The organism is Pseudomonas sp. FeS53a, assembly GCF_000931385.1.
Classification (GTDB): domain Bacteria; phylum Pseudomonadota; class Gammaproteobacteria; order Pseudomonadales; family Pseudomonadaceae; genus Metapseudomonas; species Metapseudomonas otitidis.
Window position 1 is genome coordinate 47,407 of the sequence record NZ_JYFT01000061.1, and the last position, 12,205, is coordinate 59,611.

The following is a 12,205-nucleotide window of genomic DNA, read 5'->3' on the forward strand; positions in this document are numbered from 1 at the left end:
ATGGGTTGGCCACTACAGTCAACGCTAGGCGCGCAGCCTCGATAGATATCACTGAGTCGAAACTAAAAATATCTCTGAAAAATCTGGCTCTCTTAAGCTCCGAGGATATATGGTTTATTCTGGAAGGGGTCTGACTTAGATGAAACCCTTTACATTCTTTCCACATAACATCTAAATCATGATTTTTGAAAAAAATGGCATTAAGCAAAATGGACATTGTTCTTCGAGATAGACGTTATGTGTAGCACACACCTTAATATCCGGATGATGTACTCTTCGCCAATAAGAAAACCCCAAAGATTCAATATCGTCCCTTACACAGTCGGGACAGAATCGAGATGACTCTTTAGCAAGCTCAAACTGACTTCCCGACGAACAATATTCCCACCCAGAATAAGATAGGTCCTCGTTTCGATGAAGAAATGCTTCCCTAGGGTAGTAGGTATGATTATTTAGCAACCGGTTAACCCCATAACAACCCAGCCGCTCCATTATTTTACCAATTTGCTTATTCGTTCCCCCAAAACTGCGAAACTAGAATAATTTTTAAGTTCCGCTACTTCAGGATTGTGTCTATTTAAATAGAAATTCCGCGCGATAAATGATCGGAGTGACTCTTCAGGTTGAATTCGCGACAACTTAATCTTGAGTCTAGGGAGTCACTGCTGAAGGAGGGCGGCTGCAGCCATCTACCGCATCGCAGGGGCAGTGAGCCTGGCCCTGGATGCGACAGTTTTCATTTTCTAAAACTAGACAATCCGTTTGAAGTTTCCCGTCACTCCACAGTCACGGACTTGGCCAGGTTGCGCGGCTGGTCGACGTCGGTGCCCTTGAGCACGGCGACGTAGTAGGACAGTAGTTGCAGCGGCAGGGTGTAGAGGATCGGCGCGAGGATGTCGACGGTGTGGGGCATGGCCACCACGTGGGTGCCGGGGCCGTTGTCGATGCCGGCCTGGCGGTCGGCGAAGACGATCAGTTCGCCGCCCCGGGCGCGGACTTCCTGCAGGTTGGACTTGAGCTTCTCCACCAGCTCGTTGTTCGGTGCCACGGTGACCACCGGCATGTCGGCATCCACCAGGGCCAGCGGGCCGTGCTTGAGCTCGCCGGCCGGGTAGGCCTCAGCGTGGATGTAGGAGATCTCCTTGAGCTTGAGCGCGCCTTCCATGGCCACCGGGTACTGGGCGCCACGGCCGAGGAACAGGGTGTGGTGCTTCTCGGCGAACAGCTCGGCGACCTTCTCCACGGTCTTGTCCATGGCCAGGGCCTCGCCCAGGTGGGTGGGCAGGCGGCGCAGGGCTTCCACCAGTTCGGCTTCACGGGCCTTGTCGAGGTTGCCGCGCACCTGGCCGAGGCTGAGGGTGAGCAGCAGCAGGGCCACCAACTGGGTGGTGAAGGCCTTGGTGGAGGCGACGCCGATCTCGGGGCCGGCCAGGGTCAGCAGGGTGAGGTCGGACTCGCGCACCAGGGAACTGGTGCCGACGTTGCAGATGGCAAGGCTCGCCAGGTAGCCGCCGGCGCGGGCGTTGCGCAGGGCGGCCAGGGTGTCGGCGGTCTCGCCGGACTGGGAGATGGTGACGAACAGGGTGTCGGGCTGGACCACCACCTTGCGGTAACGGAACTCGCTGGCCACTTCCACCTGGCAGGGGACGCCCGCCAGCTCTTCCAGCCAGTAACGGGCGACCATGCCGGCGTGGTAGCTGGTGCCACAGGCGACGATCTGCACGTTGCGCACCTTGGCGAACAGCTCGGCGGCACGGGGGCCGAAGGCGTTGACCAGTACATGGTCGGCGCCCAGGCGGCCTTCGAGGGTGCGCTGGACGACCTTGGGCTGCTCGTGGATCTCCTTGAGCATGAAGTGGCGGTACTCGCCCTTGTCGGCGGCCTCGGCGCCTTCGTGGTACTGCACCTGCTCACGCTGCACGGGCTGGCCGGCGCTGTCCCAGATGCGCACCTGGTCGCGGTGGATCTCGGCGATGTCGCCCTCTTCCAGGTACATGAAGCGGTCGGTGACCTGGCGCAGGGCCAACTGGTCGGAGGCGAGGAAGTTTTCCCCCAGGCCCAGGCCGATCACCAGCGGGCTGCCGCTGCGGGCGGCCACCAGGCGGTCGGGCTGGCTGCGGCTGATCACGGCCAGGCCGTAGGCGCCGTGGAGCTCGCGCACCACCACCTTGAGCGCTTCGGTGAGGTCGCCGAGGTTGGACAGGTGGTGGTCGAGCAGGTGGACGATGACCTCGGTGTCAGTGTCGGAGGTGAAGACGTAGCCCAGGCCCTTGAGGTGCTCGCGCAGGGGCTCGTGGTTTTCGATGATGCCGTTGTGCACCAGGGCGAGGTCGCCGGAGAAGTGCGGGTGGGCGTTGTGCTCGGTGGGCGCGCCGTGGGTAGCCCAGCGGGTGTGGGCGATGCCCAGGCGGCCGGCCAGGGGCTCGGCGGCCAGGGCCTGTTCCAGTTCGCTGACCTTGCCGACGCGACGACGGCGCTGCAGGCCGCCCTGGTTGTCCAGCACGGCGACGCCGGCGCTGTCGTAGCCACGGTATTCGAGGCGCTTGAGGCCTTCGACGAGGATGGCGGTGATGTTCCGTTCAGCCACTGCGCCAACGATGCCACACATGGGTTGTCTCCTCAGTTATCCACAGGCGCGCAGACCAGCGTGATGCCGCGCGCTTCTATCTGTTGGCGAGCGTCCTGGGGCAGGCGCTCGTCGGTGATCAGGGTATGGATGCTGCTCCAGGGCAGCTCCAGGTTGGGGATGCGCCGCCCGACCTTGTCGGCCTCGGCCATGACGATCACCTCGCGGGCGACCTCGGCCATGACCCGGGACAGGCCCAGCAGCTCATTGAAGGTGGTGGTGCCACGGGCCAGGTCGATGCCGTCGGCGCCGATGAACAGCTGGTCGAAATCGTAGGAGCGCAGCACCTGCTCGGCGACCTGGCCCTGGAAGGACTCGGAGTGCGGGTCCCAGGTGCCGCCGGTCATCAGCAGCACCGGTTCGTGCTCAAGCTCGCGCAGGGCGGTGGCGACATTCAGCGAGTTGGTCATCACCACCAGGCCGGGGCGGTGGCCGAGTTCGGGAATCAGCGCGGCGGTGGTGCTGCCGCTGTCGACGATGATCCGTGCGTGCTCACGGATGCGCTCGGCGGCGGCGCGGGCGATGGCCTGCTTGTAGCGGGACACCGGCTGGCTGGTTTCGCTGATGAACTCCTGGGGCACGGGCACGGCGCCGCCGTAGCGACGCAGCAGCAGGCCGTTGGCCTCCAGGGCGGCGAGGTCCTTGCGGATGGTCACTTCCGAGGTGGCGAAGGCCTTGGCCAAGGCGTCGACGCTGACCTCGCCCTGCTCGGCGAGCAGGGCGAGGATGGCATGGCGACGCTGGGGCGTATTGCGCTTCGACATCTCGTAAGTTTCGATTCGAAAGAAAAAGTGGGCGAATCAAAACTCAACGAAGCTTTTGCGTCAACCCCGGAAACGACAGAAGGCGACCTCGGTCGCCTTCTGTCGGGCCTGCGGTTTATCCACAGGCGGGGTTATCCACAACTCACTTCTTCTTCACGGGTCGCTTCCAGCCTTCGATGTTGCGCTGCTTGGCGCGGCCGACGGCGAGGCTGTGGGCGGGTACGTCCTGGGTGATGGTGGAGCCGGCCCCGGTGGTGGCGCCGTCACCGAGGGTCACGGGCGCGACCAGGGCGCTGTTGGAGCCGATGAAGACGTCTTCGCCCATGACGGTGCGGGACTTGTTGGCGCCGTCGTAGTTGCAGGTGATGGTGCCGGCACCGATGTTGGTGCGTGCGCCGATCTCGGCATCGCCCAGGTAGCTCAGGTGGCCGGCCTTGGCGCCCTCACCCATCACGGCGTTCTTCAGTTCGACGAAGTTACCCACATGGGCCTTGGCACCCAGCACGGCACCGGGACGCAGGCGGGCGAACGGGCCGCAGTCGGCGCCTTCGCCCAGCTCGGCACCGTCCAGGTGGCTGTTGGCCTTGACGATGGCGCCACGGCGCAGGGTGCTGTCCTTGATGACGCAGTTGGGGCCGATCTGGACGTCGTCTTCGATCACCACGCGGCCTTCGAGGATGACGTTGACGTCGATGAGCACGTCGCGGCCCACGCTGGCTTCGCCACGCAGGTCGAAGCGCGCCGGGTCCAGCAGGGTCACGCCCTGGGCCATGAGGCGGCGGGCCGCCCGCTGCTGGTAGTGACGCTCCAGTTCGGCAAGCTGGATGCGGTCGTTGGCGCCCTGCACTTCCATGGCGTCCTGGGGCTGCTCGGTGGCCACCACCAGGCCGTCGGCCACGGCCATGGCGATGACGTCGGTCAGGTAGTACTCGCCCTGGGCATTGTGGTTGGACAGCCGGCCCAGCCAGTCGGCCAGGCGCTTGCCGGGGACGGCGAGGATGCCGGTGTTGCCTTCGCGGATGGCGCGCTGCTCGGGGCTGGCGTCCTTGTGTTCGACGATGGCCTTCACCACGCCCTGGGCGTCCCGCACGATGCGGCCGTAGCCGGTGGGGTCGTCCAGCTCGACGGTGAGCAGGGCGAGCTGGTCGTCCTGGACCTTGTCCAGCAGGCGGCGCAGGGTGGCTTCCTCGATCAGCGGTACGTCGCCATAGAGGATCAGCACGCGCTCGGCACTGAGCTGCGGCAGGGCCTGGGCCACGGCGTGGCCGGTGCCCAGCTGCTGGGCCTGCAGGACGAAGCCGAGGTCGTCTGCGGCGAGGCGCTCACGCACGAGGTCGGCCCCATGGCCGATGACCACGTGGATGCCCTGGGGCTGCAGCGCACGGGCGCTGTCGATGACGTGCCCGAGCATGGGTTTGCCGGCAACGGGGTGGAGAACCTTGGGCAGCGCCGAGCGCATGCGGGTGCCCTGGCCTGCGGCGAGGATGACGATATCGAGGGACATGAAAGGACGCTTCCGAGCCTGTGGATAACCGGCGATGCCGGAAAAGAAAAAGGGTAGCCAAGGCTACCCTTTTACTTGCATGCGATGAAGAGCGGTGGCTTAGCCGCCGAACTTCTTGCGCAACTGCTGGACGGTACGCAGCTGGGCCGCGGCCTCTGCCAGACGGGCGGCAGCGGAGCTGTAGTCGAACTCCGAGCCCTTCTGGTTCAGCGCCTTCTCAGCGGCCTTGAGGGCCTCCTGAGCAGCGGCTTCGTCCAGGTCACCGGCGCGGACCACGGTGTCGGCCAGGACCTTCACCATGCTCGGCTGCACTTCGAGGAAACCACCGGAGATGTAGAACACCTCCTCCTCGCCGCCCTGCTTGACCAGGCGGATCGGACCCGGCTTGAGATCGGTGATCAGCGGGGCGTGGCCCGGCGTGATACCCAGGTCGCCCAGGTTGCCGTGGGCGATCACCATCTCGACCAGACCGGAGAAGATCTCCGCTTCGGCGCTGACGATATCGCAGTGGACAGTAATAGCCATACGCTTGCCTCACGTAAGCGCCCGTTGCCGGGCGCTCAGGGGGTTACAGTTTCTTGGCTTTCTCGATGGCTTCATCGATGCCGCCGACCATGTAGAACGCCTGCTCGGGCAGGTGGTCGTAGTCACCGTTGAGGATGCCCTTGAAGCCCGCGATGGTGTCCTTCAGGGAAACGTACTTGCCCGGGGAGCCGGTGAAGACTTCGGCCACGAAGAACGGCTGGGACAGGAAGCGCTGGATCTTACGAGCGCGGGCTACCAGTTGCTTGTCCGATTCGGACAGCTCGTCCATGCCGAGGATCGCGATGATGTCCTTCAGCTCCTTGTAGCGCTGCAGTACGTACTGCACGCCACGGGCGGTCTCGTAGTGCTCCTGGCCGATTACCAGCGGGTCCAGCTGACGGCTGGTGGAGTCCAGCGGGTCAACGGCCGGGTAGATACCCAGGGAGGCGATGTCACGGGACAGTACGACGGTGGCGTCCAGGTGGGCGAAGGTGGTCGCCGGGGACGGGTCGGTCAGGTCGTCCGCAGGTACGTATACGGCCTGGATGGAGGTGATCGAACCGGTCTTGGTGGAGGTGATGCGCTCTTGCAGAACGCCCATTTCCTCGGCCAGGGTCGGCTGGTAACCCACAGCGGACGGCATACGACCCAGCAGCGCGGACACTTCGGTACCGGCCAGGGTGTAACGGTAGATGTTGTCGACGAACAGCAGTACGTCGCGACCTTCGTCACGGAACTTCTCGGCCATGGTCAGGCCGGTCAGTGCAACGCGCAGACGGTTGCCCGGCGGCTCGTTCATCTGGCCGTAAACCAGGGCGACCTTGTCCAGTACGTTGGAGTCCTTCATCTCGTGGTAGAAGTCGTTGCCCTCACGGGTACGCTCGCCCACGCCGGCGAACACGGAGTAACCGCTGTGCTCGATGGCGATGTTACGGATGAGTTCCATCATGTTCACGGTCTTGCCCACGCCGGCGCCGCCGAACAGGCCTACCTTGCCGCCTTTGGCGAAGGGGCAGACCAGGTCGATCACCTTGATGCCGGTTTCCAGCAGCTCGTTGCCACCCGCCTGGTCGGCGTAGGACGGAGCAGCGCGGTGGATTTCCCAACGCTCTTCTTCGCCAATGGGGCCGGCTTCGTCGATGGGGTTGCCCAGGACGTCCATGATGCGGCCCAGGGTGGCCTTGCCAACCGGGACGGAGATGGCTGCGCCAGTGCTGGTGACGTCCAGGCCACGCTTCAGACCTTCGGTCGAGCCCATGGCGATGGAACGAACCACGCCGTCGCCCAGCTGCTGCTGGACTTCGAGGGTGGTTTCGGCGCCTTGAACTTTCAGCGCCTCGTATACGGCCGGTACCTGATCACGCGGGAATTCCACGTCGATAACGGCGCCGATGATTTGAACGATACGTCCGCTACTCATCTTTGGTTCCTCTGAATATTTGAACCGTTCTTAAACCGCGGCAGCGCCGCCGACGATTTCCGAAATTTCCTGGGTGATCGCTGCCTGACGCGCCTTGTTGTAGATCAGCTGCAGATCGCTGATCAGTTCACCGGCGTTGTCGGTGGCGTTCTTCATCGCGATCATCCGCGCAGCCTGCTCGGCGGCGTTGTTCTCGACCACCGCCTGGTACACCTGCGACTCCACGTAACGCACCATCAGCCCGTCGAGGAGCTGCTTGGCGTCGGGTTCGTACAGGTAGTCCCAGTGGTGCTTGAGCGCTTCATCCGGAGTCGCCACCAGCGGAACGAGCTGTTCCACAGTGGGCTTCTGCACCATGGTGTTGACGAACTTGTTCGAAACCACGGACAGACGATCGATGCGACCTTCGAGGTAGGCATCGAGCATAACCTTGACGCTGCCGATCAGATCGTTGATCGACGGCTCTTCGCCGAGGTGGCTGATCGCAGCAACGACATTGCCACCAAAGTTGCGGAAGAACGCCGCACCCTTGCTGCCAATCACGCAGAGATCAATCTCCACGCCTTGCTCGCGATTGCTCGCCATGTCCTTGACCAGGGCCTTGAACAGGTTGGTGTTCAAGCCACCGCACAGACCACGGTCCGAACTCACCACGACATAGCCGACGCGCTTGACGGGGCGCTCGATCATGAAGGGGTGGCGGTACTCGGGGTTGGCGTTGGCCAGATGACCGATCACCTGGCGGATGCGCTCCGCGTACGGACGGCTGGCAGCCATGCGCTGCTGAGCCCTGCGCATCTTGCTGACGGCCACCTTTTCCATGGCGCTGGTGATCTTCTGCGTGCTTTTGATGCTCGCAATCTTGCTGCGAATCTCTTTTGCGCCTGCCATTTGACACCTTTCGGGTTAGCAGGCGGGGGCCCTGGGGCCCCCGCTGCGGCTTACCAGGTTTGGGTGGCCTTGAACTTCTCGATGCCGGACTTGATGCCTGCGTCGATTTCGTCGTTGAAGTCACCTTTCTCGTTGATCTTGGCCATCAGTGCGGCCAGCTCACGGTTGAAGTAACCCAGCAGGGCTGCTTCGAAGGCGCCAACTTTGTTCACGTCCACATCGGTCAGGAAGCCACGCTCGGCAGCGTACAGGGACACGGACATGTCAGCGATGGACATGGGCGCGTACTGCTTCTGCTTCATCAGCTCGGTAACGCGCTGACCGTGCTCCAGCTGCTTGCGGGTGGCTTCGTCCAGGTCGGAGGCGAACTGGGCGAAGGCCGCCAGTTCACGGTACTGGGCGAGTGCGGTACGGATGCCACCGGACAGCTTCTTGATGATCTTGGTCTGGGCGGCGCCACCCACGCGGGATACCGAGATACCGGCGTTGACGGCCGGACGGATACCCGAGTTGAACATGGCGGATTCCAGGAAGATCTGACCGTCGGTGATGGAGATCACGTTGGTCGGAACGAACGCGGAAACGTCACCAGCCTGGGTTTCGATGATCGGCAGGGCGGTCAGGGAACCGGTCTTGCCTTTCACTTCGCCGTTGGTGAACTTCTCGACGTATTCCTCGGAAACGCGGGATGCGCGCTCCAGCAGGCGGCTGTGGAGATAGAACACGTCACCCGGGTAGGCTTCGCGGCCCGGCGGACGGCGCAGCAGCAGGGAGATCTGGCGGTAGGCGACGGCCTGCTTGGACAGGTCATCGTAGACGATCAGGGCGTCTTCACCGCGGTCGCGGAAGTATTCGCCCATGGTGCAGCCGGCGTAGGGAGCCAGGAACTGCAGCGCAGCGGATTCGGAAGCCGAGGCAGCCACCACGATGGTGTTGGCCAGGGCGCCGGTTTCTTCCAGCTTGCGTACGACGTTGGCGATGGTCGATTGCTTCTGACCGATGGCTACGTAGACGCAGCGGATGCCGCTGTTCTTCTGGTTGATGATGGCGTCGACAGCCAGGGCGGTCTTGCCGATCTGACGGTCACCGATGATCAGCTCGCGCTGGCCACGGCCGACCGGGATCATGGCGTCAACCGACTTGTAGCCGGTCTGTACCGGCTGGTCGACCGACTTACGCCAGATCACGCCCGGAGCCACTTTCTCGACAGCGTCGGTGGCTTTGGCATTGATCGGGCCCTTGCCATCGATCGGGTTGCCCAGTGCGTCGACGACGCGGCCCAGCAGTTCCGGACCAACCGGGACTTCCAGGATGCGGCCGGTGCACTTGGCGCTCATGCCTTCGGCCAGGCTCAGGTAGCTGCCCAGTACCACGGCACCTACGGAGTCCTGCTCCAGGTTCAATGCCATGCCGTAGACGCCACCCGGGAACTCGATCATCTCGCCGTACATCACGTCGGCCAGGCCGTGGATGCGGACGATACCGTCGGAGACGGAGACGATGGTGCCTTCGTTGCGGGCTTGGGAAGAGACGTCGAGTTTCTCGATACGCCCCTTGATGATTTCACTAATTTCGGAAGGATTGAGTTGCTGCATTGCTCTGCTGCCCCTTCAAACTCAAGATTTCAACGCTTCGGCCAGCTTCGCGATCTTGCCGCGAACCGAGCCATCGATAACCAGGTCGCCGGCACGGATCACGACACCGCCGATGAGGCTGGTGTCTTCCGCAGCGTGCAGTCGCACTTCCCGGCCAAGCCGAGCGCTGAGAACCTTGGCGAGTTTGTCTTGCTGTTCAGTGTTCAATGCGAAGGCACTGGTGACTTCCACGTCGATCGACTTCTCCTGCTCGGCCTTGTACAGCTCGAACAGTTCGACGATCTCCGGCAACAGGCCGATGCGGCCGTTTTCGGAGAGGACGCGGATGAAATTGCCTACCTGAGCATCGAATTTGTCGCCAACCACCTCGATGAAGGTGTTGGCTTTCTCTTCGCTCGTCAGACGCGGGGCTTTGAGCACCTGCTGCATGGTGGTGTCCTGAGACACCGCAGCGGCCAGGCCAAGCATGGCCGACCAGGCGGCCAGCTGCTGATGGGCCTGGGCGTACTCGAAAGCCGCCTTGGCGTAAGGTCGGGCCAGCGTGGTCAGTTCTGCCATGATCGCCCTCGCTTAGATTTCGGCGGCCAGTTTGTTAACCAGCTCCGCGTGCGCGTTTTGATCGATAGTGGCACCCAGGATCTTCTCGGCACCGCTGACGGCCAGGCTACCCAGTTGGGCACGCAGCGCGTCTTTGACACCGTTGAGTTCCTGCTCGATCTCGGCCTGAGCCTGCGCCTTGAGGCGCTCGCCTTCGGTGCGGGCCTGATCGCGAGCTTCGTCGACGATCTGGGTAGCACGCTTCTTGGCTTGCTCGATGATTTCAGCTGCCTGAGTCTTGGCCTCGCGCAGTTGCTGGGCCACTTTCTCGTGGGCCAGCTCCAGGTCACGAGCCGCGCGGTTGGCAGCGTCCAGGCCGTCGGCGATCTTCTTCTGACGGTCGCGCAGTGCCGTGATGACCGGAGGCCACACGAACTTCATGCAGAACAGTACGAAGATGAAGAACGCGACGGACTGGCCGATCAGGGTTGCATTAATATTCACGCCAACACCTCGCTCGTTCGTTGTCAGTCCAATTCCCTAAGGAAGGGATTACTGGGCTACCTGAGCAATGAACGGGTTAGCGAAGGTGAAGAACAGAGCGATACCAACGCCGATCATGGTCACGGCGTCCAGCAGGCCGGCGACGATGAACATTTTGACCTGCAGCATCGGGACCATTTCCGGCTGGCGAGCAGCGCCTTCCAGGAACTTGCCACCCAGCAGACCGAAGCCGATAGCGGTACCCAGGGCACCCAGACCAATCAGCAGAGCTACGGCGATCGCGGTGAGACCTACTACAGTTTCCATTTTTCCTCCCGACTTTATGTCGTGTTGGTTAGGTTTAAGTGAAGCGGTAGAACGAAATCGTTTTGGTGTTCCCATCGCCCTTTCGGGCATTCCCGCGCGGACTGCGGCGGGACCATCGCTAGCCTGAGACGCCTCCTGCTGTTCCTCCCCGTGGGGAAGACAGCCAGGAGGCGCCGCGCGCTATCAATGGTTGTCTTCGTGCGCCATCGACAGGTAGACGATGGTCAGCATCATGAAGATGAAGGCCTGCAGGGTGATGATCAGGATGTGGAACACGGCCCACGCCCACTGCAGGGCGATGCCGAGGCCGCTGAGCAGCAGGATGCCGGCACCGAACATCACGGCGATCAGGATGAACACCAGTTCGCCGGCGTACATGTTGCCGAACAGACGCAGGGCGAGGGAGATCGGCTTGGCGATCAGGGTGACGAATTCGAGCAGGAAGTTCACCGGGATCAGCAGGATCTGCACGGCGATGTTCTTGCTGCTGAAGGGGTGCAGGGTCAGTTCGCCGATGAAGCCGCCGATGCCTTTCACCTTGATGCTGTAGAAGATGATCAGGGCGAACACGGAGAAGGCCATGCCCAGGGTCGCGTTCGGGTCGGTGGTCGGTACGGCGCGGAAGAACAGGTGCTCGTTGCCGGAGATCTTGGCGGCCAGCATCGGGATCCAGTCCACCGGGACCAGGTCGATGGCGTTCATCAGGAAGATCCAGACGAAGATGGTCAGCGCCAGCGGGGCGATCAGCGGGTTACGGCCGTGGAAGGTGTCTTTGACGTTGGTGTCGACGAAGTCGACCATCACTTCCACCAGGTTCTGCAGGCCACCGGGAACGCCGGAGGTGGCCTTCTTGGCCGCCATGCGGAACAGGAAGACGAACAGCAGACCGAGGCCGATGGACCAGCCCAGGGTGTCCACGTGGAACGCCCAGAAGCCCATTTCCTTGGCTTGTTCGGCGGTGTGGGCGAAGCCCCACTCGCCGGACGGCAGCTTACCGAAGGTCAGGTTTTGCAGGTGGTGCTGGATATAGCCCGAAGCGGTTTGCTCTGCCATGTTTGCCTCAAACGCCCTAAGGTTTCGAATATCTTGTTCTCATCAGCAGGGGAGCGAACCAGCTGACCGATTGCGTCAGCAGGAAGGCACCGAACAGGGCCGGCGCCTCCAGTGGTTTCACGCCTGCAAACGTCAGTGCGAAGAGCACTGACGTCAGAATCAGCTTGCCCATCTCGCCGGCGTAGAACGACCGGACGATCGCCTGGGCTGCCCGGGCCCCGCTGTAGCGGAAGGCCTTGTGGGCGAAGTACAGGTTCGGCAACCAGGCGATAAGCCCACCGCACAAGCCAGAGTACCCGGCGACCGTGCCGCGCCACTGCCAGAGAACGACGGTGACGATCAGCAATACGACCCCTTGGACGAGCAGCACCGGGAAGACCGGTAGACGATGGAAGGGCAAGCGATTCGGCGTGCGGATATCCATCGCAGCATGTCCTCTGAGTCGGCGCCTTGAATCAATGACTTGGCATACTTTGTGCC

The 12,205-nt window shown here is 62.5% G+C and carries 13 protein-coding genes; all 13 read right to left on the bottom strand.

Annotated elements, in window-relative coordinates:
- Positions 1-171: 171 nt before the first annotated feature.
- A complete protein-coding gene (locus SZ55_RS29160) occupies positions 172-492 on the bottom strand; it encodes a TniQ family protein (RefSeq protein ID WP_152644517.1) in 321 nt (106 codons plus the stop codon).
- A 283-nt stretch (positions 493-775) separates the two neighbouring features.
- Positions 776-2,608 carry a glutamine--fructose-6-phosphate transaminase (isomerizing) gene (glmS, locus tag SZ55_RS19165; protein WP_044409990.1) on the bottom strand — a complete coding sequence of 611 codons (1,833 nt, stop codon included), beginning with the start codon at positions 2,606-2,608 and terminating at the stop codon, positions 776-778.
- An 11-nt stretch (positions 2,609-2,619) separates the two neighbouring features.
- On the bottom strand, positions 2,620-3,390 hold the full coding sequence (locus SZ55_RS19170) for a DeoR/GlpR family DNA-binding transcription regulator (RefSeq protein ID WP_044409993.1): 771 nt from the start codon (positions 3,388-3,390) through the stop codon (positions 2,620-2,622).
- Between the two features lie 142 nt (positions 3,391-3,532).
- A complete protein-coding gene (gene glmU / locus SZ55_RS19175; protein WP_044409996.1) occupies positions 3,533-4,894 on the bottom strand; it encodes a bifunctional UDP-N-acetylglucosamine diphosphorylase/glucosamine-1-phosphate N-acetyltransferase GlmU in 1,362 nt (453 codons plus the stop codon).
- Between the two features lie 99 nt (positions 4,895-4,993).
- Complete coding sequence (locus SZ55_RS19180) at positions 4,994-5,419, bottom strand: F0F1 ATP synthase subunit epsilon (protein ID WP_044409999.1); 426 nt, start codon at positions 5,417-5,419, stop codon at positions 4,994-4,996.
- A 43-nt stretch (positions 5,420-5,462) separates the two neighbouring features.
- Positions 5,463-6,839, bottom strand: a complete 1,377-nt coding sequence (atpD, locus tag SZ55_RS19185; protein ID WP_044410002.1) for a F0F1 ATP synthase subunit beta — start codon at positions 6,837-6,839, stop codon at positions 5,463-5,465.
- 30 nt (positions 6,840-6,869) lie between these two features.
- Positions 6,870-7,730: a F0F1 ATP synthase subunit gamma gene (atpG, locus tag SZ55_RS19190; RefSeq protein WP_044410005.1), complete on the bottom strand. Its 861-nt coding sequence runs from the start codon at positions 7,728-7,730 to the stop codon at positions 6,870-6,872.
- Between the two features lie 50 nt (positions 7,731-7,780).
- Positions 7,781-9,325, bottom strand: coding sequence for a F0F1 ATP synthase subunit alpha (gene atpA / locus SZ55_RS19195; protein ID WP_044410008.1), 1,545 nt, complete (start codon positions 9,323-9,325; stop codon positions 7,781-7,783).
- A 21-nt stretch (positions 9,326-9,346) separates the two neighbouring features.
- Complete coding sequence (locus tag SZ55_RS19200) at positions 9,347-9,883, bottom strand: F0F1 ATP synthase subunit delta (RefSeq protein ID WP_044410011.1); 537 nt, start codon at positions 9,881-9,883, stop codon at positions 9,347-9,349.
- Positions 9,884-9,895: 12 nt separating this feature from the next.
- Positions 9,896-10,366, bottom strand: coding sequence for a F0F1 ATP synthase subunit B (locus tag SZ55_RS19205; protein ID WP_044410014.1), 471 nt, complete (start codon positions 10,364-10,366; stop codon positions 9,896-9,898).
- Positions 10,367-10,414: 48 nt separating this feature from the next.
- Entirely contained in the window at positions 10,415-10,672 is a 258-nt protein-coding gene (atpE, locus tag SZ55_RS19210; RefSeq protein WP_003457994.1) for a F0F1 ATP synthase subunit C, read from the bottom strand.
- 183 nt (positions 10,673-10,855) lie between these two features.
- The gene (gene atpB / locus SZ55_RS19215; RefSeq protein WP_044410020.1) at positions 10,856-11,725 is read right to left on the bottom strand and encodes a F0F1 ATP synthase subunit A; all 870 of its coding nucleotides are present in this window, start codon (positions 11,723-11,725) and stop codon (positions 10,856-10,858) included.
- A 16-nt stretch (positions 11,726-11,741) separates the two neighbouring features.
- Positions 11,742-12,149, bottom strand: a complete 408-nt coding sequence (locus SZ55_RS19220; RefSeq protein WP_044410022.1) for a F0F1 ATP synthase subunit I — start codon at positions 12,147-12,149, stop codon at positions 11,742-11,744.
- Positions 12,150-12,205 lie beyond the last annotated feature (56 nt).

Excerpts from the sequence above, each read along its gene's own strand:
- glmU (WP_044409996.1), bottom strand. The coding sequence starts at position 4,894 with ATGTCCCTCGATATCGTCATCCTCGCCGCAGGCCAGGGCACCCGCATG.
- atpG (WP_044410005.1), bottom strand. The coding sequence starts at position 7,730 with ATGGCAGGCGCAAAAGAGATTCGCAGCAAGATTGCGAGCATCAAAAGC.
- SZ55_RS19180 (WP_044409999.1), bottom strand. The coding sequence starts at position 5,419 with ATGGCTATTACTGTCCACTGCGATATCGTCAGCGCCGAAGCGGAGATC.
- glmS (WP_044409990.1), bottom strand. The coding sequence starts at position 2,608 with ATGTGTGGCATCGTTGGCGCAGTGGCTGAACGGAACATCACCGCCATC.
- atpA (WP_044410008.1), bottom strand. The coding sequence starts at position 9,325 with ATGCAGCAACTCAATCCTTCCGAAATTAGTGAAATCATCAAGGGGCGT.
- SZ55_RS19170 (WP_044409993.1), bottom strand. The coding sequence starts at position 3,390 with ATGTCGAAGCGCAATACGCCCCAGCGTCGCCATGCCATCCTCGCCCTG.
- SZ55_RS19220 (WP_044410022.1), bottom strand. The coding sequence starts at position 12,149 with ATGGATATCCGCACGCCGAATCGCTTGCCCTTCCATCGTCTACCGGTC.
- SZ55_RS29160 (WP_152644517.1), bottom strand. The coding sequence starts at position 492 with ATGGAGCGGCTGGGTTGTTATGGGGTTAACCGGTTGCTAAATAATCAT.
- atpE (WP_003457994.1), bottom strand. The coding sequence starts at position 10,672 with ATGGAAACTGTAGTAGGTCTCACCGCGATCGCCGTAGCTCTGCTGATT.
- atpD (WP_044410002.1), bottom strand. The coding sequence starts at position 6,839 with ATGAGTAGCGGACGTATCGTTCAAATCATCGGCGCCGTTATCGACGTG.
- atpB (WP_044410020.1), bottom strand. The coding sequence starts at position 11,725 with ATGGCAGAGCAAACCGCTTCGGGCTATATCCAGCACCACCTGCAAAAC.
- SZ55_RS19200 (WP_044410011.1), bottom strand. The coding sequence starts at position 9,883 with ATGGCAGAACTGACCACGCTGGCCCGACCTTACGCCAAGGCGGCTTTC.